Below are 23291 nucleotides of genomic sequence, written 5' to 3'. Positions count from 1 at the left end.
TTCCCGTTGTCGGCGGCGCGGCGCCAGGCGGTCTCGGTAACGCCACGGTCTCCGTCGGTGTAGGCAGTGGCACCGATCGCGAGGCGGTCCTCGTCGCCTGCCCAGTCGAGCGCCACTCGCCACACCGCCTCAGGCACCGGCTCCTCGCGCGTGAGGTAGTCCAAAGCCCGCCAGCGCTTCCGGCCGTGGTCGGCGGGCACCAGGAGGCCGGCCACCTCGTGGCGCACCCGCGTCGCCCACTCCCACGCCTCATCAGCGGCCTCGGCCGCCGGGGGCGGGGGCGGCAGGTAACGCTCGGCGACCCCCTCGATCCGGGGCCGGCTCAGCGGCGCCGACAGGCCGGTGCGGGCCAGATCCACCGCCGCGGCCACCAGCGCATAGCCCCGGGGATGGCCGGCGGCAGGGCCATGGCGCCAGAGGTCTTCCAGCTGCGGGCCGCCGCCCACGTAGGCGGCCACCCCCACGGTCTCCTGCGCCGCGGCCTCGACCAGGCGTTCGTCGCCGCTGCGGGCGGCGCGGGCGCGCTCCCCGGGGCTCCAGTCGACCAGGGACAGGGCGGGGGCTCGGAGCACGGCATAGCCCACGGCCCGCCCGTCTGATTCGGTGGCGGGTTTGAGGGCCTGGACCCGGTTCCAGCGGATGGTGGCGGCCACGATCGCCCCGGCCCGGCCCAGCTCCTCGATCAGGGGTGGCTTCAGGTGGGCGTGGGGCAGGCGGCGGTCGAGGTCGTCCAGCCACACCACCCAGCCGCGCCGGCCGCGCCACCGGTGTCGCTTGAGCCATGCGGGCAGGTGGGTGAGGTCGGCGTCCTCGGGCGGGACCACCAGACGGCGCTTGGGCAGGCTGCGGGTCAGCGCGGCGGCCAGCGCGCGGCTCTTGCCCGCCATGGAGTCCCCCTCGACCAGCACCATCCCGCCGCGCCGGTCGGCCGCCGCGGCTTTCAGCCGCTGGTCGAGGTCGAGGTCGACGTCGCGGGGCACATAGGGGGGTTGGCGACCACCGTCGGGCCCGGGGCGGGCGGTGTGCACCCCCAGCCGGGCCAGGTCGGCCCGGGGCGTGCGCACGGCGTTGGCGACCCAGGCGGGCACCGGGGGGCGGGTGGCTGCGGCGGGAGGGCCGCGCAACTGATAGACGCCCAACACCAGCGCCACAGCGAAGGACGCGACAGCGACGACGAGGGAGGCCACGCTGGCGAGCCCGGGCAGGTCCTTGAAGGGGCCGAGGTCCAGATAGCGGTTGGCGGCCCACAGGCCCACGCATGCCGCGCAGACAGCCAGAAACACCCACGCCCACAGTCGCATGCGCCGATTCTGCCGCCTCCGGTCCCCTTCCCGCACAAGCGGGCCTTAGCGATGGCAGAGAGCAGCGGACCTTTTGGATTTTCGCGCCCGCCACCGCGACTCTCAGTAGGCTTCCCGTATGGGAACTTCCCGAGACGACGATAGGGCAGTGATGCGTCCCCGGAGGCGGCGAGGCTCGCCCGGGTTGCTGGGTGCGCTTCTCGAACTCGCGGGCATGCTGGTCCTGGCCCCCTTCGCGCTCGGCGGCGCCCTCGTCACCTGGATGCGCCACCGGAGTTCCGACTTGAAGGTGAAGCTCGCCCGCAAGGACGGATCCACCACCGACACCGACGAATTGTCACCGGAGTTTCGAGAGAACGCCGACACATACATCGCTCAAACACCTCTCGGGAGGCTCAGGGAGCCAGAGGATATCGCCGACGTTGTCGCCTTTCTCGTGGACGACGATGCGCGCTGGGTCACCGGTCAGACGAGGCCGCCGGCGGCCTCGTCTGACGCAGGGCTCGTTCAAGTTTCTGAAGTGTCGGGTTTGCAACTGATCCCGAAGAAAGGTAGGGCCCGTTCAGGCAGATCCCCGATCGTGGGGGTGGCCTTGGCGACGTTGTCGCCCCCGCAGCATTGAGGACACCGATAGCCAGATTGCGGAAGGTCGCCATAGCGCGGGGTGCGGCCCCGCTGTGCACCGGGAGGCGTCCTCGTTGAAGGCGACGTCGCGGATGCGGTGGCTGGAGCTGTCGATCGCCCGATGTCCGCGAAGGTAGGCCGCCAACGCCGCCGGGTTGGGCTGGTGGGCGTCCAGGCGCATGATCAGGACGGCGGCCTACCGCCCCTTCCGGTGTCGGGACCGTCAGCGCCCGGTGTTGAGTCCGACGACGGCCGCCGCCCCGACGAGATACCCGGAGGCGAGTGCGCTGCTAAGCGAAGGCGGTACCGACGTCGCCGCGTCGCCGGCCGCGAACAAGCCCGGCATCCCCGTGGCGCCCATGCGGTCGACCTGGATGGCCTCAACGCTGAGGTGCTCGTCGGGTTCGAGCACCGTGGCCCCCAGATCCCGCGCCAGGGTGGAACGTTGCCGCAGAATGGACTTGACCAGTAGGCCCTCGGCCGGAATCTCACCGCCGTCGGCGAAGTGCACAGCTTGCAGTTGGGGGCCGGTTCCGGTCACCTTCGCAACCGGTCGTTCGTCGAGCGTCACGCCGCCGTCGGCGAGAATCTTGCGGTGGTCATCGGTGAGCGAATCGTCGCCGTTGGTCAACAGCGTGATCCGATCGCTCCAGCCTCTCAGGTTCAGCGCACCGTGTACTCCGACCTCACCCGCGGCCAGCACAGCCAGCGGGCGATCACGCACCTCCCACCCGTGGCAGAACGGGCAGTGGAACACCGCGTTGCCCCAGCGGTCCTCGAGACCCGGCAAGCGGGGGTAGTCGTAGTCGACACCTGGCGCAAGGATCAGCGTTCTTGCATGGACCTCCGGGCCGTCTGCCAGCACGACCGTGAAGCCGTCCTCCGCGCGCCGGGCCGCCGCGATCTCGCCGTCGCGCAGCTCGACCGTGGGGAACGCCGTCAGCTCTGCACGCGCGGTAGCGTAGTACTCCGCCGGAGTACCGCCTTCGTGCCCGGGCAGCCCACCCACGGTCGTCGCCGCCAGGTTGCTCTGCCGACCGTTGTCGACCATAAGAACCTCACGGCGCCCTCGACCGAGAGTCAGCGCCGCGCTGAGCCCGGCCGCACCGCCACCGAGAACGACTGATTCGAATCGGGACATCTCGATACCACCCTTCACTTCACACACACGTCCCTGAAATGTAGCCCCCGGCTGTGACGTAGCAGTAGCGGCGATCGAGGATGTTTCGCCCATTGCACCAGTCGCCGTCGAAGTCCAGGGCCTGCCGCCTCTCGATCCGCGCCGCTTCCGGTTGTGCTGCTGGTCGGTTTCGGGATCACAGCGGTGCTGCCCCGGCCGCGCAGGTGGGGGGATTCGCGCGAGACGAGTAGGTCTTATCGCCGCGCACCGCATCCGGTCTCGTTCGGGGCCGTCCGACCGGTCTGGAGACACGAACCCGTTCCGGCAGCGGGCAGCATCGGCGAGTCTCCGGCTTGACCGGGTGTCAGGATCGTCGCCGGCGGGAGTCCGTGTACGACGACGATCTGATAGATCCTCGGCATCAGCGCGGCCACGGCGGCAAGGGTCGGCTGGACGGGCTCGCCGACGCGCCCCGGTCGGGCGCGCAGGCGACGATCAGCGAAGACACCATCCGGCGGGTCGTCGACGACACCCGCTTCGGCGAGCCGCCAAACGGCGCCCCGCACTGGTCATCGCGGGATATGGCCGCCCGCGCCCAGATCTCCCAAGCGGCCGTGGTGCGCATCCGGCAGTCGTTCAACCTCCAGCCCCATCGCCAGAACGCCTTCAAGCTCTCCACCGGCCCGCTGTTCATCGACAAGGTGATCGATGTGGCCGGCCTGTACCTCAAATCCGCCCGACCACGCCGCCGTTCTGTGCGTGGACGAGAAACCGCGGATCCAGGCCCTCGAACCCACCGGCCCGGACCAGCCGGTCTCCCCCAGGGCCATCCCGCCCCCTTTCCGGGAGTATCTGTCAACGGCGGTGGAAAACTGGCTCTGGCACGGAGGCGTCATCCACGCGAGCACCTCCTCCTCGCTGCACCGCAAACCGTACGGGAGTCAGGCGGCTCTCTGCCGGAGCGCGCCTTGCTGCCCCCGCTGCTTGACCAGCCTGCCCCAACGCTGCTTCCGGCCGAAGGCCGCAGCGATCTCGCCGCCGGTCGGCAGGGAATCGTCGTCACCGCGATGCTCTAACGCCCAGTTCCAGGCTTCGACTTGGATGGGCGGCACGACCACTCCCCCAGACTCGACAGGGCCGAGCGTTGGAGCCGCACCGTTCTCATCCCCGACAATATGGAGCCCTCCACGAGTTCGGTCCTGCACGTCTGTAGTGCTGGCAACGCCATCGCAGTTCTGGGCCCAGCTGTCGTTCCTACCGAGCGGCCCCTCGTCTGCGTAAGCCGTGCCTTCGCCGCGGGCGGCCACGCGGAAATGACGCATGAGCAGCTCGTAGGCGCCCATCAAGGCGAAGCTCGGCCAGGCGTGGATCACCCGCGACCACCGTCGGATCGGCCACCGCGACATTGGCGGCCAAGGACGCGGCGCTGCCGACGATCAGCAGGATCCAGGGCAGCGCTCCCCCACGCCTCCCCTGGCGGGCGTCGCTGAGCAGGGACATGGAGGCGGCGACGATCATGCCGTCCACCGACAGCGGGAACAGGCCGGCGCGCCAGGCGGGCTCGCCGTGGCGCAGGGCCAACTCGAACATGTGGGCGTAGGACACGACCGCGGCGATGGCGGCCAGCAGGCAGACGGTCGCGACGGTGGTCCAGCGCGACAGGGGCGAGGTGTGCATGGCGGGTCACTCACTCTTTTCCCTGGTGGAAGGAACGGTGAGGGAGCCGCCCGTGGCCGCGCTACAGCGCGAGATGAGGGCGCGAACGCCGGAATCCGCGTGGGAGACGGCGCTACCGGCCCGGCGCGGTGGGAGACGCGTGGGAGACGGGAACCGCGCCCACCCGCTCCCAACGGCCGCGAACGGCTCCCAAGAGACCCACCTGACCTGCCCGGAAACCGGAATGGGCCGGTCACAGGAACGGCCTGACTACCTTGACACGGTAGAGGTCACAGGTTCGAATCCTGTATCGCCCACCAGCAACACCGCAGGTCAGAGGCCGTTCATCGGTCTTGTTCAGTTATCGCGGGCTTCGGTGATGGAGAGAATCTGGAGACGATCTTGCTCCGGCTCCGTCACGAAGCCCGTTTCTCATCGGGTGCACGGTAGTACTCACCCAGCCGCGGAACCGTCTCCACGATCCACTCGCACTCGGCCGATTTCAGTGCCTGCAGGCTCTGTTGCCAGCGGTCCTCCAGACTCCTGTACAACGTAGATTTCTTCTGGGCGGGTCAGCGGGTCCGGCGCCGCTCGGCCATCGGCTCCTGCTCCGCCTCGCGCACGATCCGGTGCAGGCGATTCCCCGATTGTAAGCTAACCGTTGCCGATGGTGACGAGCAGGTTTGCGTACTCCATGCGCATGGAAGGAATTGGAACCGTGCGGATGGTCTTCCGCCCCAACCGATACCCGGCGGGTGGTCGTCGTCCGTCATCTGCCACCGAGAGGGCCATCTGCTGGGGCATGTCGACATCGCTCTTGAAGCTGTGGCGGAAGCCCTCTAGACCAGCGGACCTCGCCCGTTCGAGAGCCGATGACCGGCGTTTCGTCCGTTCCGTCGGCCAGCGGTTCCGCCAGAACTCCGGCACCGGGGTCATCGACGTGACTCCGTGACCGCACAACCCCGGGCCCCCACGAGGGCGTCAGCCACCCGCCCCCGCTTCCACGCAAGTGCGGCCCGTTCCCGTCGGCCTCCCGAGCACCCCGGCCCGCGCGGCTCGCTGGGGCGGGCCGGTCAGTCGGCGACGCGTTTGATCACCGCGGCCACCGATGCGACGGCCGGTGCGCGCAGTGCCGAGTGGTGATCGGCATCGAGCCGCTCCATATCCGCCGGGTCCCGGAACCGGTCTTTCCAGGCTGTCATTTCATCGTCCGGTAGATCCGCGGCCAGAATTGCGGCACGCGTCTCGAGTACCCGGCCGGACACGAACGAGGCTGACGCCCGAGAATGCCGGTCATACGCATTCCAGCGGTCAGTCACGGTTCCGTCCGACAAATCGTGTCCGAGGGCGCGCAGTCGCGCGGACAGCACCAGCAGCGCATCCCGTATCCCTTGCTCGGTGCTGAGGCCGTCCGGCCCCGTGGAATCGCTGGAATCAGCCACCGGCGAGCCGTCCAGCCGCACGCCGAGGCTCAGCGAGAGCATTGTGGCGAAATCCCGGATACGTTGCCGCAGCGGCAACGCCGAAAGGGGCACGGCCACCGGCGGCGGCGAGTCGATCAGTACGACGCCCGGCACCTCGTCGCGGTAGCCGGCCGCGACTTCGAAGGCCAGTTGCCCGCCCAGCGACCATCCGACGAGCAGATCGGGCCGGAGATCGTCGGCGTCCAGGTCCCTGCGGAACCGGGCGGCCAGGTCCGCGACGCTGTCCAGCGGCTCCTGCTCGCGGGAGAAGGTGATCCGCCAGTCGGCGGGCAACAGCTCGATCAGGTGCCGGTAATCCTGCGCGGATCCGCCTACCCCGGGGAACAGGTGCAGATGGCGTCCTGGGCCGGACCGCAGCGACACCACTGTGCTCCGCCCATCCGTGGCAGTCCCGGCGCAGCCCGCCATGCCGTCGGCCGGACCACCGAGCTGTGTGAGCACGTTGCGTGGGGTCGGCTTGGCCAGCCAGTCCGCCAGATCGGGTTCCGCTCCGGTGGCTCCAGCGATCTGGGCCATGAACTCGACCGCGTTCAGCGAATGCCCTCCGGCCTCGAAGAAGTCCTCATCAAGCGAAGAGGGCGGATAACCGAGCATGTCCGTCCACGCGTCGTAAACGGTTTGCTCCCTGTCCTCCATCTGGCCGGGGACCGCAGGCACATGCAGACGGGACGCGTCCGAATCCACCCACCGATCGTCCTTCGCTTTCCCGGACTTGGTCAGCACGCGCACGTCTGCAACGCGCCGCTGCGGCGCCGAGCCGTGGGAAAGCACCGCGTCGAAGTCCAGCAGCAGCCCTGACACGGTGGCTTCCTCGTACCGCACGGTGCTGTACTCCACTTCGGCCATGAGGCCCCCGTCCTCGGTTCGCCAGCAGCCGATGCCGATATCCGCGCGAGACGCGACGTTGGGGCTCGGCAGCAGCGTCAACTCGATGTCGTCGAGCCGCAGCCCCTGACCGATCGTCCCCAGGTAATTCAGCATCACTGGCGCGATGTCACCGAGACCGGACCTGGTCTCCTCGTCCAGCGCGGAGAACACCACGGGGTACGGAACCGCCTGATGCGCGAACATCTCCCACGACGCCTCGCTTGCCTGGCCGACCACTTCGGCGAGGGTGTCCTCCTCGGACACGTTCGACCTGATCATGCACAGGTTGACCAGGTAGCCGACGAGTTGCTGGTCGAGCGAACTCATCCGATTGGCGGCGACGGCGCCTATCACCACGTCACTACCCGCACCGGAGCGGGCGAGCAGGACCTGCAAGGCGGCCAAGAGGACGGCGAACGGCGTAGCCGACGACGACTGCGTCAACGTGGTCAGCCCGGCGACCGCAGCGTCGCTGAACGTGTGCCGCACAGTCGCCCCGGGGCCTCCGGTACCCACGTACCGGCTGCGGTCGCCGAGGACGGTCGCCGCCGAGGCACCGGCGAGAGTTCTGCGCCAGTAGTCGATGTCGGACTGCCAGCGCCCTTCGGCGCGAATGGCCTGTTCCTCGCGCGCGAACGCGCGCCAGGACGGAGCATCGGCGGCGAAGCCGGGCGGCCGCCCGCGTACGGCCGCCCGGTAGGCCTCAGCCAAGTCATCGAACAGCAGTTGGATGGCCCATCCGTCGACCACTATGTGGTGCACCGTGATGATCAACTCGTGGCCGTCCCCGACGCGCACGGCTGTCAACCGCGCCAGTGGTGCTCGGTCGAGGTCGAATGGGGCGCGGTGCGACTCCTCCGCGATGGACCGCAACAGCGCGTCGACCGGCGCGGCCCCCGGGTCGGCGACCTCGATGAGCGGCACCTCGACCGCAACCTCGGCCGCAATGCCGGCACTCAGATGCCCCTGGCCGTGTTGGAACGACAGGCGCAGCGCTTCATGCCGGTCCACCACCGCCTGCCAGGCCACCCTCAGGGCCGCGAGATCCAGCGCCGCCTCGGCCGCCAGCCGCCACGTGAGGTTGTAGACCGACTGATCGCCGATGCGCCGGCAGACCCACCACACCGCCTCCTGCAACGCGGTCGGCTCGACTTTCGTCAGGAGCCCGTCGTCGCTTGACACCTCCTCACTCACCTGTCTGCACCACCCCGTCCGGAGAGCGTGACAACCCTGAGTTCGGGTGAGGAGCGGATCTCCCGTTCGGTGAACCGCTCCTGCACCCAGGTACCGGCCGAGTACAACTCGGTCTGGTCTGCGTAGTGTGGCGAATTCGGGTCGGCCGACTGCGAGTACGCCAGCAAGGAGTGCGCCTGGGGGGCCTTTCGGCCATCGAACTCCACGACCTGGATGAAGCTCGATCCGTGCACAACGTCGGTGTTGCCGTCATCCGTCCAGGTCGGGGTGATCACGTTGAGAACACCGAGTTCGTGGGGTGCGCCGTGAATGGGAATCTGTTCTCCACCTCGAGTCACGTACTGGTTGTCGCCCAGCCGACCGTTGACGGGCACGTCCGCTGCGGACAGGTCCCGAATGGCGTCTCCGAAGGCGGTTTGAACCTCGGTTCGATCGACTGCGAGCGTGTTGGGCGTGGTGAGCGGCTGCGCGGGGTCGAAGGGGACGCGCCACGGACCGCCAGGGACCGAACTCAGCCTCGTGACGAACCTGCTGAACAGCAGCGAGCCCCTGCTGTCCAGTCGATAGTCGCCTTCCCACCGTTCCAGCGCCCGGCACGCGGCGCGCGCGTCCACCGGGCCCTCGCCCGACGGCGCCTGCCCGTGCGGCAACGCCGCACAAAGGTCGCGCACATCGTCTTCGGTGAGTTCGGCGGCTCTGCTCTTATCCGCGAACAGCACGCCGCGCAGCCTCTTGGAAGTGAACCCCGTACCCGGCAGTCCGTCAGTGCCGTCAAGTCGCCGCTGCACCGTGTGCAGCGCCTGTTGAGCGCGCAGCGACAGCGGCCCGCCCACCGGACCGACCACCCGGGGGTAGTTGGTCAGCGGCTCCGCCGGATTCGCTAGCCAAGGCGCGTTGTTCGCATTGGCTGTGTAATCCTTGCGGATGAGTGTCGGCAGGTCATCAGGGCCGAGCAATCCCGGCTCGGGCGCGCTCGGGTCCGTTCCCCAATCGCAGGACGCACGTGACCCGTCCAGAATCGAGACACCGGTGCCCGAGAAAACCTCGGCACCCAGATCCGTACTGCATTCCTCCGCTTTTTCGTCGGTGACGTGCGGTACAACCTCAATGCCGGAATAGAGCGAGCTTCCAGTTCCGTCGACGGCCACAGTATTGGTCCACGGAATGCCGAGCGTCGAGGAAAGCGTCGACCGGATGTCTTGAACGGAACTCGATTTACCCAATCCGAGCCAGGCGTCCAGCAGGCGGAAGTTTCTCGCGTTCGCGTCACGCAATACATGCGCGGATTCCCCCCAGGGCAAGGATACGCCGGACACCCCATTCACCACAGGGCCGTATTCGGTGGACCAGAGTGTCCGGGTCACGGTGCCAATCGATCCATCGTCTTTGCGCACCTGAACCGAGACTTTTTCCCGGGTCATGCTCTGCGGCTCGCCGTCGACCAGGTACTTGGTCGGTGATCCGGGCACCGTCTCCACTCGAAACAAGCCCAGGTTGGCCGCGGTCGACACGGTATGGCTCCATGCCACGTCAGCGTTGTGTCCGATCGCGATAACCGGCAGCCCGGCGAGACTGGCACCGGAGACGTTGAGCTCCCCGGGAATAGTCAGGTGGCTTTGCCAGAACCGCAGTGCGCCTTGCCATGGGAAATGGGGGTTCGCCAGCAGGACGCTATTCGCCGACTTCGCTCCCCGGGAGCCGATCGCAATCGCGTTGCTGCCGTTGCTGTGGTCGGATCCCTGAGCGCCCTGGATTCCTTGAACGGCGTTCACCAGTGCATCCGGCCCGGACTCCGTCTCAGCTTTGGCACTCGTCCCCGACGGCGGCTGGGCGCCAACCGTTTCATCGATCAGCGCGCCACTGCCGGACAGAAGCGCGACCGCATAGACGTAGCGGAAGACATCCCGCTCAGTAATGGGTCGAAGCCAGTCAGCACCGGCGCATTCGGGGTCGCTGACCTTATCGCTGCGCAACAGGCGATTGTAGCCTTCGGCGAACCCGCGCGCCAGATCGCGGACATTTCTCGATGCGGACTTGAAATAGTCGCGGATGATCTTCTCGGACTTGATCCGTTGAAAGTGGAGATCGCTGTTAAGACTGTTATTTGCCGTGGTTATACCGGATTCCGCCGGCGCATCGGGACCGAAAAATCTGGATCTCTGGGCGTTGACCGTAACGTACGTCTCCGCGAGGGTGCACAGGTTGTCCGAAGCGCTGGCGTAGCCGTATCCGTAGCCGAGACCGCGGTAATCCTTGGCGATGATATGCGGAATCCCGTACTCGCTGTAGCGGATCTTGGCAATAGGCCCCCGATCCGGTGCGGCCTGGCTCGGCGGCGCGGCGCCGAGCAGCATCAAGAGACAGGTAAGCAGCAAGCCGACCCGTTTTGTCATCGCCACGCGCAGCTCCTCCTATCTGTGATCGCCGCTCGGCGACTGGTTCCCGGTGACCGAAGTGATCATTGGTGCTGTCGGCCGGCGGCCGGGCCCGCTCTGCGCCACGGCTTCCAACGCCATCTTTTCCAGTTCGTTGCGGTCGAGCTTGCCTGACAATGTCAGCGGCAATGACGTTGCAAAAAAACAGCGTTCGGGGATCATGTAGCGGGGCAACTTTGCCGCCAACTTGGCGCCGATCCGGCCTATCGTTTCGTTCTGCTCGCTCTCCCGTTCGATGGGGACGACCGCGGCCACCAGGAGTTGCGATCCGGTCCGTCTCGTCACCACGCACACCGCAGCGTCTAGCACTCCGGCTTGTGCGCGAATCGCCGACTCGATCTCTCCGAGTTCGACCCGGAATCCGCGCAACTTCACTTGATGATCATTGCGGCCGCGATATTCGAGTTCGCCGTCCGGCATTCGGCGAGCCAGATCGCCGGATCGGTAATAGCGTTTTCTAGTCCTGGACGATCCATCCGTCACGAATTTTTGGGCAGTGAGCTGGGGACGGTTCAGGTAACCTCTGGCGACACCGTCACCGGAGACCCACATTTCGCCGATCTCACCGTCCTCGACCGGCCGGTGCGGTGGTTGTTCGCTGCGCAACTCGATAGTCAGGTGCGGCAGCGCCGTTCCGATAGGAGAACCCTCCGAGGACAGATCGGACTCGGTAATCCGCCGGAACGTCGAGTGCACCGTGGTCTCGGTGATCCCATACATGTTGATAACCTCGGGCCGGTATCCGTCGCATTGTGACCAGAATCGGCCGACGCTCCCGAGATCTATGTTCTCACCAGCGAAGATGACGTATCTGAGTTGCGCGGCCGGATAGCGCTGCAGACTGGAGAAATACCGGAATACCGATGGCACCTGGCTCAGCACCGTTACCTCCTCCTGAACCAGGACATGCACCAGCGATGCAGGCACCTGGGTCGCCTCGTGCGGTACAACCACCGCCTTGGCGCCGGTAGCCAGGGCGGCCCACAGCTCCCACACCGAGACATCGAAGCTGAACGAGTGGAAGATCGACCACCTGTCGTCGGCATTCACGGTGAGCAGCGGCAGCGCGGCGTGCAGCAGGCTGACCACGTTGCCGTGCGTCACCACGCACCCCTTGGGCACACCGGTGGACCCCGAGGTGTAGATCACATACGCCGGATCGGCCGGTCCCACCTCCACGGCTGACTCGCCGCTGCCCGGTTCGCGGCCGTCGCCCGCCGAGTCCGCCTCGTGGGTCCGCACGGTGCCCGCCCATTCGGCGCTGCCGAGCGCACCGGAACGGCCGACCACGAGTGACACTCCGGAATCCCGGAGAACGAATTCCTGCCGATCGGTGGGATAGCTGGGGTCAATCGGAACATAGGCAGCGCCACAGCGGAGGATCGCCAGAATCCCAATAACGACGTCCACCGACCGTTCAACCAGGAGACCTACCATATCTCCTTTGCGCACACCCTGATCGGCCAATCCGGTCGCCATCGCCGAGGCACGGGAAAGAAGCTGCTCATAGGTCAGGGTGGACACCGTATCGGACAGTGCCACATTATCCGGGTAATCTCTGGCCGTCATCTCGATGACCTCATTCAATGAGGCCGCCCGAGTCGACATCGACTCGCCACCTTGGAACTCGATCGGAACCACCTAAAGATCACCGCCTCGGCTGCCGGACTCCTTTTCAGCCGACACGGCGGTGGCAGTTCGAAACAGACTCATTCCGGGAACCGCCAATGCACAGAGACCTCCCAGAATGACAGCTGCACCCATGAACACCAGCACCGGCTGTGTGCCAACGGCCGCCACTGCCAGTGGTACCACGGCAAGGCTCAACGGACTGACCGAGTACGAGATCAGAAAGTCCAGCGAAGTGACACGAGCACGCACGTCGGTGGCGAACTCGCGCTGGATGGCAGCGAACCACGTGACATTGAAAACCTCCATGCCAACTCCGGCGACGAAATGCGCTACAAATATCGGCCAGGCGATCTCCGAGAACGCGAGAGAGAACGGGATCGCCGCGCAGAACGCGAGGCCGATCATGGCCAACCGGCCCGGTTTGCTTGGATGCCAACGCAACATGACCAGGCCACCCAGCAGCGCACCGAGCGCGAACATGGAAAGCGCCACCGCATACACCGACTCGGTGCCGAACTGCTCGGTGCTGATAACCGGCAATAGGACCAGTTGGGTGGCATCCGTGGTGCCGAGAACGATCGTGAGAACGAGCAGTCCGGCGACGAACCACGGTTGCGCGCGTGCCGCGCGGAAGCCGCCGAAGAGTTTGTCCCGGACCGACTCCGTGTGGCGCGGAACGTGCTCATCACCCTCCGGTGTGGCATGACGCGGCAACTTGCGCACTGCGAACGCCGCACACAGCCACAGAACGATGGACACGATCAGCACGGTGGCCGGCCCCGACCACAAAGTCAGTGCCGTGGCCACCCCGGGCGAAAGCACCAGGGCGATCCGGAAGGCGATGGTGGTCAACGCGATGGCGGACTGCTGCTGGGGCTCCGGGACGATGTCGCCGACCAGCGCCAAGTGTGAAGGCCGCAGGATTCCTTCCCCGGCCCCCACCACGAACACGCAGGCCGCGACGATCCACGTCGGACCGCTTGTTATGCAGAACAGGAGCAGGCTGGTCGACAGCACCCTCGCCAGGCAGGCTATGGAGATCATCTGCGGACGGGACCAATGATCCGCCGCGATTCCGCCGGGAACGGTCGCCAGGAGGTGTCCGAGGGTCTTCGCCGCGAGGACCAGTCCTAGGGCCGAGGCACCGTGACCGCTTTCCAGCAGAGCCAGCGTCACCGCCACCGGGAGCAGAAAGGCTCCCCACGCGTCCGCCGTGCTGCACAGCCAGAGTCGGCCGAATCCCGGCACCGCCAGCACGCCCAGTCGTTCCCTCAGCTGGGATCGCATCTGCAAGGACACGGGGGATCAGCCGCGCTTCCTGCGCTGGAGGGCACGTGCACGACGTCGCGCCCGTTCCCTGGCCGCATCGTCATCACTCGCCGGTCCGGAAGGGGCTGTCCCGGCCAGCGATCTCGCCAGCGAACCGATGGTCGGATATCGGAACAAGGTGATCAGTGAGACCTCCCGGTCGAGCGCGGTCGAGAGCTTGGACTGCACCTCGGCGGCCAATGCCGAGGTTCCGCCGATGTCGAAGAAGTTCTCGTCGGATCCCACCTCGGGAGAACGCAGAACGTCCCGCCAGACGGCGGCGACGAGCTGTTCTACCTCGCCGGGAGCCGACGGGGCGGCGGCGTTCGCTTCCTTCGGTGGCGCGACCTGCTGAAGAGCCGCTCGGTCGATCTTCCCGTGCCTGCTGCGCGGAAGCGTGTCGGTCACGATGAAGGCCGCCGGAACCATGTAATGCGGCAACCGCTCGCGCAGTGAGCTCCGCAGCCGCGCATCGAGTCCGCCGTCCGTGTCGTGCTCGGCCACGATGTGTGCGGTCAGCGTCCGATCGAGCGACGTGTTTGCGGATGCGGTGACAGCGGCCTCGCGGACACCCGGATGTTCGAGCAGTAGCGCCTCGATCTCCCCGAGTTCGACACGGACGCCGCGGATCTTGATCTGCTCGTCGTTCCGGCCGAGGTACTCGACCGCCCCGTCAGGGAGATAGCGTGCGATGTCCCCGGTCTGATACAGCCGAGCGCCGGGCCCGGTCCGGAACGGATGCGGGACGAATCGTTGCGACGTGAGCTCGGGCCGGCCCAGGTATCCCTGTGCCAGCCCCGTTCCGCCGATGTATATCTCTCCGGGCACCCCCACGGGGACGATGTTCCGGTTCGCGTCGAGGACGTAGATCTCTGCGTTGGCGATGGGGCGTCCGATCGGAACGCCGCGCGGTCGGGGCGGGCGTGCCGACGCCTCGTGGACACAGCAGCCGACCGTTGCCTCCGTGGGGCCGTACTCGTTGTAAATCCGTAATCCGGGTGCCTGACTCCGCCAGAACTCCAGGCTCTCCGGCAGGAACGCCTCGCCGCCGACGACGAGTGCTCCTGCGTTGATCGGCCGGGCATGCGCGGGCAGCACGGCACGGAGGAGTTCCAGCTGGGCGGGCGTCGCCTTCACCAGGCTCTGGTACGTCTCGCCGAGGAGCACATCCCGCAGCTCGTTGATCTCCTGGCCCTCGTTGAGAAGGCGAACCGTCCTGCCGGCCAGCAGCGGCCCGAACAGGCTGGTCAGGGTCGCGTCGAAGGTGACCGACGAACTCACCGGCGCACCGGCGCCCTCAGCCATGCGATATTCGCGGTTGGCCCAAGTCAGGTAGTTCAGGATGGACCCGTGGGAGATCATGACCCCCTTCGGTGTGCCGGTGGACCCTGAGGTGTAGAGGACGTAGGCCAGCCCGTCGGGCTCGACGTCCACCGGTGCGATGGAACCGCTCGGGAGGCAACCGGCGGACTCGCCGGGCGACTCGTCGACGAGGACGACCGCGTCGTGATCGGGCAACCGGTCGTGTATCCCACGCTGGGTCAGCACGGCCGCGGCACCGGTGTCGGCCAGTACGTGCTTGATGCGGCTTTGCGGGTGCTCAGGATCGACGGGCACAAACGCCGCACCCCGCCACAACACCGCGAGGAGCGCGACGACCAGGTCCGGGGATCGCCGCAGGCTCACAGCCACCAGTGATCCGGGACCGATCCCGAGCCCCGCGAGCCGCTCGGCGAGCACCCTTGCGCTCCGGTCGAGGTCGTGGTAAGTGAGCTCGACTCCGCCGTGGTTCACGGCGACGGCTTCGGGGGTGCTCACCGCGTGCTCGGCGATCAGCCGATGCAGGGATGCCGGGGAAGTACGGGTGGAGATCGCCTCGAAGCCCTCGGCCGTGCTGTTCCATTCCTGTATCGCGCGCTGCTGCTCGGCCGCAGTGAGCAGTTGCAGCGAACCGATCGGACGCTCGGGCCGCCTGGTGATCTCGGTGAGCAGGGTCCGAAAGTGCGTGCCCATCCGCTCGATGGTGCCGTGATCGAATAGATCGGTGTTGTACTCCCAGCGGGTGGTAAGGCCGTCGTCTTCCTCGACGCAGGCCAGGGTGAGGTCGAACCGCGACGCGCTGGCGGCCACCGTGATGGGGTAGAGCGGCAGCTCCGCACCCGTCGCCGCCGGCGTCTTCTCGTGGGCGAACATCACCTGGAAGACGGGGGTGTAGCTGGGGTCGCGCGGCGGCCGGAGTCGCTCGACCAGCAAGGGGAACGGGAAGTCCTGGTGGGCCAGTGCACCGAGCACCGTCTCCCGCGCTCGGGCGAGGTGGTCGGTGAAGGTCGGATTGTCCGCTATCCGAGCGCGCAGCACCAGCTGGTTGGCCAGGTAGCCGACCAGGGAGGCCGACTCGGGTCGTGTCCGCGCCGCCGAAGGGGTGCCGACCACGAAGTCGGCGCTTCCGGTGTAGCGGTGCAGCAGCACCTGGTAGGCGGCCAGCAGCAGCGTGTACAGCGTCACTCCCGACCTTCGCGCGAAGGCCCGGAGCTCACCCAGCAGCGCGTCGTCCAGCGGCAGGCTCACGCTGGCGCCGGCGGAACCCTGGACGGCCGGCCTCGGCCGGTCATACGGGAGTGTCAGGACGGCAGGCGCGTCGGCGAGTTGCTCCGCCCAGTATCGCCACTGCCGTTGCCCCTCCTCGCCTGAGACACGGTCCGCGACCCACGCGATGTGCTCCGACAGCCCCAGGCCGGTGTCCGATGCCGGTGACCGCCCGGTGTAGGTGCGTTTGAGGTCGTCGAGTAGGTGCCGAAGAGACCACAGATCGACCACGATGTGGTGCGCGGCGAGGACGAGAGCCCGCCGACCCGCGCCATGATCGACGATCAGCGCCCGCACCAGCGGTCCGTTCGCCAGATCGAACGGCTGATCCCGGAACTCCATGATCCGCTTTTCCAGCTCCTGCTCGTCGGCACCTCCGGATGCCGGATGTTCGTGTGTGATCGGTACCGGTAGCGCGTCGTGCACGACCGCGCGCGGGCGGCCGTCGACCGCCGGGAAGGTCGTGCGCAACGCAGGGTGCCGCTCGCTCAGCGAGCCCACCGCACCGCGCAGCGCGGCGAGGTCGACGCCATCCGGCAGCCAGGCGGCATAAGAGGTGTTGTAAGCGGGGCTTTCCGGCGCTGAGGCGTGCAGGAACCACAGCGCATGCTCGCCCGTGGACAGCGGACGCTCCGAGGCGGTGGCTGCGGGCTCCCGAACAGACAGCGCCGCCGAGGATTCGCCGGCGGCGACCAGCTCCAGCAGCCGTTGGACGACCTGCTCGACGGTCGAGTTCTCCAGGAACTCGGTCAACGAGACCGGCACCCCCAGTTCGGCACTCATCCGGTGGGCCAGGTCGGCCGCGGCGAGTGAGTCGACCCCCTGGTCGATGAGGGTGGTCTCCGGAGACGATTCCTCGGGCAACTGCTCGTCGGGATCGGCGAGTGCGTCCATGACGTAGCTCGTCAACAACGTCTTGCGTTCCTGTTCCGGTACCTTCAGCAGCGTCTCGCGCAGGGCAACCGCCGGTCCGGACGGTGCCTCCTTCGGGGAGGACACAGCCCGGTACAGCTCTCCGAGCGTGTCGTCGAGGTACCGGGTACAGCTCTCCCGCCGCCGGATCTTGCCGCTGGAAGTCTTCGGTACGCGTCCGGGCGGCAGCAGACCGACCGCGTGGACGTGCAATCCGTGGTGCTCGCGGATACTGCGCCGGATCGCGTGGACGATGGCCGGGTTATCGGCGTCCGCGGACGCTTCCGGGGTGAGCTCGCAGACGACGACCAGCCGCTCGGAGTCCGGGCCGGGAACGGCGAATGCTGCCGCGCATCCGGTCCGGACGGCCGGGTGGCACTCGTCCACGATCCGTTCCAGATCCTGCGGGTAGTAGTTGCGGCCGCGGATGACGATCAGGTCTTTGAGCCTGCCCGTGACGAACAGCTCGCCGGCGTCCAGGAAGCCGAGGTCCCCGGTACGCAGGTAGGGACCGTCTGCGGAGTCGGCGACGCGGACTCCGAAGGTCTTGGCGGTCTCCTCCGGGAGGTTCCAGTAGCCGGCTGCGACGCTCTCGCCGCCCACCCAGATCTCGCCGACCCGGCCCGGGGCGCGCTCGACGCGGGAAGCCGGATCGACCACCCGTACCCGTACGTCTCCTGGCGGGCGGCCGCAGCCGACGAGTTCGACGGGCTGCTCGCCCTGTTGGGCCTCACGCGCGGTTCCCGTGGCCGACAGCTCGTCCCCGGACAGCGAAAGCACCCGCGCCTCTCTGCCGAGCTCGGCACCCGTCACCATGAGCGTGCCCTCGGCCAGTCCGTAGCAGGGATAGGCTGCCTGTGGCCGGAAACCGTACGGGGCGAAGGTATCCGCGAACTCGGTGAGTGTGTTCGGCCGGATCGGCTCGGCGCCGTTGTAGGCGCTCAGCCAGCTGCTCAGGTCCAGACCCTGCCGGTCGGCGGCCGTGGTGCGCTCGGCGCACAGGGTATAGGCGAAGTTCGGTCCTCCGGAATGGGTGGCGCGATAGCCGGACACCGCCTCCAACCACCGGATCGGCTCCTTGAGGAAAGCGGTGGGCGGCATGAGGTAGGCGGGAAAACCCGTGTAGATGGGTTGCAGCACCCCGTCGATGAGGCCCATGTCGTGGTAGGCGGGCAGCCAGCTGACCGAGACGCTGGATGGCGAAAGATCGAAGGCTCCGCGGATCAGCTCGGAGTTGACCAGGAGGTTGCGGTCGCTGACCATTACCCCCTTGGGCGTCGAGGTCGACCCTGACGTGTACTGCAGCAGGGCGTAGCGGTGGGCGGGTCGTCCGGATTCCTCCCCGGCGAAGGCGGTACGCAGGCAAGTGATGTCGCCGGACCGCCGCGGCTCGGCATCGTCGGTACCGGGGCCGTGGCGGACCTGCTGCGGCAGGCCGGCGGCGATGGCGTCGGTGGTCAGCACGGCGGCCGGCCGCGCGTCGCCGAAGATGGCCTCCAGCTGCAGATTTCCCCGCCTGCCCGGTGGATAGGCGGGAACGGCGGTCACCCGCGCCTCGAAGCAGGCGAACAGCGCGACCACGAAGTCGAGTCCAGGCGGGAAGAGCAACAACGCGCGGTCGCCGGGTGCCGCGATTTCCCGCAGCGGCGCGGCGACAGCGCGGGCACGCTCGGCCAGCTCGCCGTAGCTCAGCTGATCGGACGGTGTACTGCCGTCCTGCAGGAACGTGTAAGCGAGCTGGTCCGGCGCGGTCGCCGCACGGAAATCGAGTAGCTCGGCCAGGGACGAGAAGCTCTGCTGCACCATGGAGGCCCACCTAGGTCGAGTACGCCGTCGACCGGCGCTTTGCCGATTCCTTCTGCTCCCGAATCGGGAGTTCAGCCGCATCGTCGGTGGATATCCTCGGTTTCGCGACGCGGTCGTACTCGGTGGGGTGCGCATTTCCCATAGTGGGACACTCCGTTGATCGGCACCGGGTGGTGCTTAGAAATTGAGGAAACTGAGGCTGGAGAATATCCGGCGGCCGGGGTCATTGTAGGGATTGCGGCCGTGCAGGAACCGACTGTTGTCGATGAACGCCAGATCACCGGGCTGCCACGGGATCTCCTCCGTCACTCCCATCATCACTTCATTGATCCGCCCTATGTCGGCATCGGAGATCGTCGTTCCGTCCTCAAGGGCCATCGCGTCCCCGAGTGTGTTCTCCCGCTCGGTCATCAGACTGTTGGCGAACGAGCGGTGGTTTCCGTACTTCGTGGTGACTACGGCGGAGACCACGTACTCCAGGTAGATCGACCTGTCGTCGTGCAGGAAGTAGGAGACTCCGTCCAGCGCGTCGAGAGTGTTCCGCAGGTCCTCGAGCGTGGCGTCCCCGCCGAGGAACAGCTGCCACTTGTCCTCCTCGTACTTCTGGAAGAAGCGGATGCGCCTGGTCTCGAAAAGCTCCCGCAGATCCTCGTCCAGCCGCTCCCACACCCGGACCCCGTCCCACAGGAGCGTCTCGCCGCCGTCCTTGGACGGTGTCTGGCAGCAGAACCACAGCGCATCGGGCCGGAACGGGGAATTGGCCTGCTCCGCATGCGGCTCGACGAACCCCTGTCCCTCGAGGACGGCCTGGACGTAGCCGTCGCTGCCGGCGACCGTCGGGCGAAGCCGGTCCCGGTTGAACCGGGTGCTGAACTTTTCGGCGAAGGAGTGCATCCGGGTCGGGTCGGAGACGTCGAATCCGCGGAAGATCAGCGCCCCCGATTCCTTGTACACCTCCTGGATCTCGTCTGTCGGCAACTCGAACAGGTCGACGTCTTGGCTGCCGGAGCGTTCGATGACGCGGGTCGAGCCCGCACCGAGCGCGGTGTGTTCGATGGTCATATTCGCCTCGAATTACGTTGACTGCTGAACCTGAATCGGGGATGTGGCGACCGAAGAGTCATCGGGCGCCCAGAAATTCGGTCACCTGGCGAATCGTCGGATGCTTGATCAGATCGGTAATCGTGATTTCCGCACCCGCAACCGGCTTGAATTGGTTGTACACCTTCACGATGCTCAGCGAATCTCCGCCCACCTCGAAGAAGTTGTCGTCCACTCCGACCGAGCCCAACCCAAGCGTGCTCCGCCAGATCTCGGCCAGCACAGCCGCCAGGCCGGCCGGTTCGGCGCCTCCGCTGCCGTCACCGGTGGTCGGCACGACGAGTCCGGCCCGGTCGAGCTTGCCGTTGGGCAGACGCGGCAGCTCCTCCACGATCTCGATCAGCGAAGGCCCGGCGAAGTGCGGCACCCGGTCCTGAACGAACTCGTGCAACTCCGTGGATGAGGCGCCGGAGTCGCGCAGCACCACGTTGGCGATGAGCCTGCGGTGCCGGGTGGCGTCCTCCGCCACGCCCACTGCGGCGGACTCCACTGCAGGATGCTCCCGCAACGCGACCTCGACCTCGCCCGGCTCGATGCGGTAGCCCCGCACCTTTACCTGATCGTCGATGCGGCCGAGGAGTTGGATCGAGCCGTCCGGCAAGTAGCGAGCGAGATCGCCCGACCGGTACAGCCGACCCGCGCCGAAGGGGTTCGGGACGAACCGTTCCGCGGTCAGTTCGGGCTTGCCCAGGTAGCCTCGGGTAACCCCGGCGCCGCCGATGTGCAACTCTCCCGGTACTCCGATTGGTACCGGTTGCCCCGTCCGGTCCAGCAGATAGACGCCGACGTTGGCGATCGGCTTGCCGATAGGGACCTGGCCTGCACCGCTCGTCGGTCCGCACCGGTGGACCGTGCTCCAGACGGTGGCCTCGGTCGGACCGTACTCGTTGAACAGCCCGGCGTCGGGCACGCGCTCCCGGTGCCGATCCACGAGATCCGGGTACAGCGGTTCACCGGCGAGGATGACGCTGTTGAGCGAGTCCAGCTCGGCCCGGTCCGCCTCCTCCAGGATCAGCTCGTACAGTGAGGGCACGGCCAGGAGATGGGTCGGCCTGTCCTCGGCGATGACCCGGCGCAGCTCCGGGATCTCGGCGGTCTGCGCGGTAGGCGGGATCAGCACCGCACCGCCCGTGGTGAGGGTCCAGTAGATTCCGGCCACGGAGCTGTCGAACGACAGCGAAGACAGCAGGAGGTACCGCTGCGGCTGCGCATCGTACCGGATCCAGCGGGCGGCGGTGGAGGCGACGAGGTTCCGGTGGCTTACCGGCACGCCGTTCGGCCTGCCCGTCGATCCAGACGTGAAGATGACGTAGGCCGGATCGTCCTCGGTGACGGCAAGGCCGAGTTCGTGGTCGTCCTCCTGGGAGACCTCCCCGTGGATACGCTCGAGCACGACCTTCCCTGCGGCGAGGTCGGGAAGGCGCTCCGACGTGTCGCCGTCGGTGAGGACCGCCGCCGGTGCCGCGTCGACCACCATGGCCTGGAGCCGACGCTCGCCGTACGCCGGGTCCAGCGGCAGGTACGCCGCGCCCGCCTTCAGCGTGGCCAGGATCGCGGTGAGCGCGTCGGCCGAGGGCCGCAGGGCGACACCGACGAGCTTGCCCGGCCCGATACCGAACTGCCGCAGCCACCGGGCCAGCCGGTTCGCGCGCCGGTTGAGCTCGGCGTAGGACACCTCGCGCCCGCCCACGACCACCGCTGGAGCGTCGGGTGTCCGTTCCGCCTGCGCCTCGATGAGCTGGTGGATGCCGTGACCGGCGGGTAGCGGTGCGTCGGTGGCGTTCCAGTCCAGGACGAGCGTGCGCCGTTCGTCGTCGGGCAGCAGCGCCAGTTCCGCGATCGGCCGGCCGGGGTAGGCGACGGCGGCTTCCAGCAAGGTCAAAAAATGCACGCTGAGCCGTCGGATGTCATCGGCCGAGTACAGATCGGTGCTGTACTCCCAGAATCCGCTGAACGTGTCCCCGTCTGTGCGCAGTTGCAGCACCAGGTCGTACTTGGCGACACCGATGTCCACCTCGTCGGGGGTGATCCCCAGACCCGCCGACTCGTCCTGCTGCGCCACCGGGGCGTTCTCCAGCACCAGCATGGTCTGGAACAGCGGGTTGAAGCTGGGGGAACGCTCCGCTTGCAGCGCGTCCACCACGCTCTCGAACGGGACGTCCTGGTTGTCCTGCGCGCTGATGACGGCTTCCCTAGCCTGAGCGAGCACATCCAGGAAGGTGGTCTGGGGGCCGCACCTGCTGCGCAGCACAACGGTGTTGGCGAAGAACCCGATAAGGCGTTCCAGTTCGGGATGCTCCCGGCCGGCCAGGGCGGTGCCGACCGGAATGTCCTCCTCGCCGGTGTACCGGTGGAGCAGGACCTGCAATGCGCTGAGCAGCACCATAAACGACGTCGCGCCGTGCCGCTGGGCCAGCTCGGCCACGGCGCGGCCTAGTTCGTCCGGGACAACAACGAGTTCGCGCGCGCCGTCGTGCGTGGTGACGTCTGGCCGCGACGCGGCGACAGGGAGCTCGAGCAGCGCCGGTGCACCCGCCAGTTGCCTCCGCCAGTAGTCGAGCTGCGGGTCCAGGCCGGCCTCGCCGATGCGCCGCCGCTGCCAGTCGGCGAAGTCCGCGTACTGGGTGGTGGGCTCCGCGAGGGGTGATGGCTCGCCCGCGCTGAAGGCCGCGTACAACTCCACGAGCTCACGCCGGAACAGGTCGGTCGACCAGCCGTCGGTGATGATGTGGTGCGCGATCAGCACCAGGATGTGCTCCCGCTCGGTGAGCCGCAGCAGCGCGACCCGCAGCAGAGGACCGTCGGCCAGATCGAACGGCTGCCGTGCCTGCGCCACGATCGATGCGTGCGCCTTGGCCTCTCGCCGGTCCTCGGCGAGGTCGGTCAGGTCGGTGACGTCCAGCCGGACCGGCTGCGGTTCGCCGATCACCTGCAGCGGGCCGTCCGGTGAGTCGGCGAACGTGGTGCGCAGGGACTCGTGCCGCCGAACGATCTCGCCCAGCGCGTCGCGCAGCACCGCGACGTCGACCTCGCCGCCGAGCCGCCACGCGGCCGTTTCGTTGTAGGTGGCCAGGCCCGGACGCAACTTGTCCATCAGCCAGAGGCGTTGCTGTGTGATTGACGCGAGCGCCGGTGCGTCGGTCCCCCGTGCCGGTATGCCGTCGCCGTTCGCGGTTGCGGCCCGCTGGCGAAGTGCGGCCAGCAGCCGCTCCCGCTCGGCGGGCGAGAGGTCGTCGGTGGGAGGCGTCGTGTCCGTCATGAGGTC

Annotated in this window: 12 protein-coding genes and 1 tRNA gene; 3 read left to right on the top strand and 10 right to left on the bottom strand. The window is 67.6% G+C overall.

Annotated features, from left to right (window positions below):
- Positions 1-1301 (bottom strand): hypothetical protein (locus LP52_RS27170; protein ID WP_052809543.1); only part of this gene is annotated, 1301 nt, incomplete at its 3' end.
- Positions 1302-1419: 118 nt separating this feature from the next.
- On the opposite strand from LP52_RS27170, the gene LP52_RS28960 reads away from it, so the two are divergent.
- A complete protein-coding gene (locus LP52_RS28960; RefSeq protein ID WP_084722975.1) occupies positions 1420-1923 on the top strand; it encodes an effector-associated constant component EACC1 in 504 nt (167 codons plus the stop codon).
- Between the two features lie 225 nt (positions 1924-2148).
- Here the strand turns inward: LP52_RS28960 and LP52_RS07045 are convergent, their stop codons facing one another.
- Positions 2149-3066 (bottom strand): NAD(P)/FAD-dependent oxidoreductase, encoded by a 918-nt coding sequence (locus LP52_RS07045; RefSeq protein WP_040271741.1) that lies wholly within the window; start codon positions 3064-3066, stop codon positions 2149-2151.
- 368 nt (positions 3067-3434) lie between these two features.
- On the opposite strand from LP52_RS07045, the gene LP52_RS28720 reads away from it, so the two are divergent.
- The gene (locus LP52_RS28720; protein WP_274518791.1) at positions 3435-4121 is read left to right on the top strand and encodes a hypothetical protein; all 687 of its coding nucleotides are present in this window, start codon (positions 3435-3437) and stop codon (positions 4119-4121) included.
- 178 nt (positions 4122-4299) lie between these two features.
- On the opposite strand, the gene LP52_RS28715 is transcribed toward LP52_RS28720, so the two are convergent.
- The gene (locus LP52_RS28715) at positions 4300-4722 is read right to left on the bottom strand and encodes a DUF2637 domain-containing protein (RefSeq protein WP_274518790.1); all 423 of its coding nucleotides are present in this window, start codon (positions 4720-4722) and stop codon (positions 4300-4302) included.
- 225 nt (positions 4723-4947) lie between these two features.
- Here LP52_RS28715 and LP52_RS07030 point away from each other — a divergent pair.
- Positions 4948-5021 (top strand) — tRNA-Val (locus tag LP52_RS07030).
- Positions 5022-5774: 753 nt separating this feature from the next.
- Here the strand turns inward: LP52_RS07030 and LP52_RS07025 are convergent.
- The 7 genes from LP52_RS07025 to LP52_RS06995 all read right to left on the bottom strand — a co-directional run bounded on the left by LP52_RS07025 (position 5775) and on the right by LP52_RS06995 (position 23285).
- Positions 5775-8246, bottom strand: coding sequence for a condensation domain-containing protein (locus LP52_RS07025; protein ID WP_052809542.1), 2472 nt, complete (start codon positions 8244-8246; stop codon positions 5775-5777).
- Positions 8243-10639, bottom strand: a complete 2397-nt coding sequence (locus LP52_RS07020; protein WP_238580770.1) for a penicillin acylase family protein — start codon at positions 10637-10639, stop codon at positions 8243-8245. Before LP52_RS07020 ends, LP52_RS07025 begins: the two co-directional genes overlap by 4 nt.
- Before the next feature lie 18 nt (positions 10640-10657).
- A complete protein-coding gene (locus LP52_RS07015) occupies positions 10658-12322 on the bottom strand; it encodes an amino acid adenylation domain-containing protein (protein WP_052809541.1) in 1665 nt (554 codons plus the stop codon).
- Complete coding sequence (locus LP52_RS07010; protein WP_202966065.1) at positions 12323-13570, bottom strand: MFS transporter; 1248 nt, start codon at positions 13568-13570, stop codon at positions 12323-12325.
- Positions 13571-13618: 48 nt separating this feature from the next.
- Entirely contained in the window at positions 13619-18925 is a 5307-nt protein-coding gene (locus tag LP52_RS07005; protein WP_052809540.1) for a non-ribosomal peptide synthetase, read from the bottom strand.
- A gap of 177 nt (positions 18926-19102) precedes the next feature.
- Positions 19103-19987 carry a TauD/TfdA family dioxygenase gene (locus tag LP52_RS07000; RefSeq protein WP_040271735.1) on the bottom strand — a complete coding sequence of 295 codons (885 nt, stop codon included), beginning with the start codon at positions 19985-19987 and terminating at the stop codon, positions 19103-19105.
- A gap of 58 nt (positions 19988-20045) precedes the next feature.
- Positions 20046-23285: a non-ribosomal peptide synthetase gene (locus LP52_RS06995; RefSeq protein WP_052809539.1), complete on the bottom strand. Its 3240-nt coding sequence runs from the start codon at positions 23283-23285 to the stop codon at positions 20046-20048.
- Between the last annotated feature and the right edge of the window lie 6 nt (positions 23286-23291).

The sequence above is a fragment of the Streptomonospora alba genome, assembly GCF_000826685.1.
Taxonomy (GTDB): domain Bacteria; phylum Actinomycetota; class Actinomycetes; order Streptosporangiales; family Streptosporangiaceae; genus Streptomonospora; species Streptomonospora alba.
The sequence above is the reverse complement of the archived record's forward strand: the minus strand, read 5'-3'. Positions and strand labels throughout refer to the sequence as shown.

Bases quoted from the DNA above. Each gene is read 5' to 3' on its own strand.
- LP52_RS06995 (WP_052809539.1), bottom strand. From the start codon at position 23,285: ATGACGGACACGACGCCTCCCACCGACGACCTCTCGCCCGCCGAGCGG.
- LP52_RS07020 (WP_238580770.1), bottom strand. From the start codon at position 10,639: ATGACAAAACGGGTCGGCTTGCTGCTTACCTGTCTCTTGATGCTGCTC.
- LP52_RS07000 (WP_040271735.1), bottom strand. From the start codon at position 19,987: ATGACCATCGAACACACCGCGCTCGGTGCGGGCTCGACCCGCGTCATC.
- LP52_RS07005 (WP_052809540.1), bottom strand. From the start codon at position 18,925: ATGGTGCAGCAGAGCTTCTCGTCCCTGGCCGAGCTACTCGATTTCCGT.
- LP52_RS07045 (WP_040271741.1), bottom strand. From the start codon at position 3,066: ATGTCCCGATTCGAATCAGTCGTTCTCGGTGGCGGTGCGGCCGGGCTC.
- LP52_RS28960 (WP_084722975.1), top strand. From the start codon at position 1,420: ATGGGAACTTCCCGAGACGACGATAGGGCAGTGATGCGTCCCCGGAGG.
- LP52_RS28715 (WP_274518790.1), bottom strand. From the start codon at position 4,722: ATGCACACCTCGCCCCTGTCGCGCTGGACCACCGTCGCGACCGTCTGC.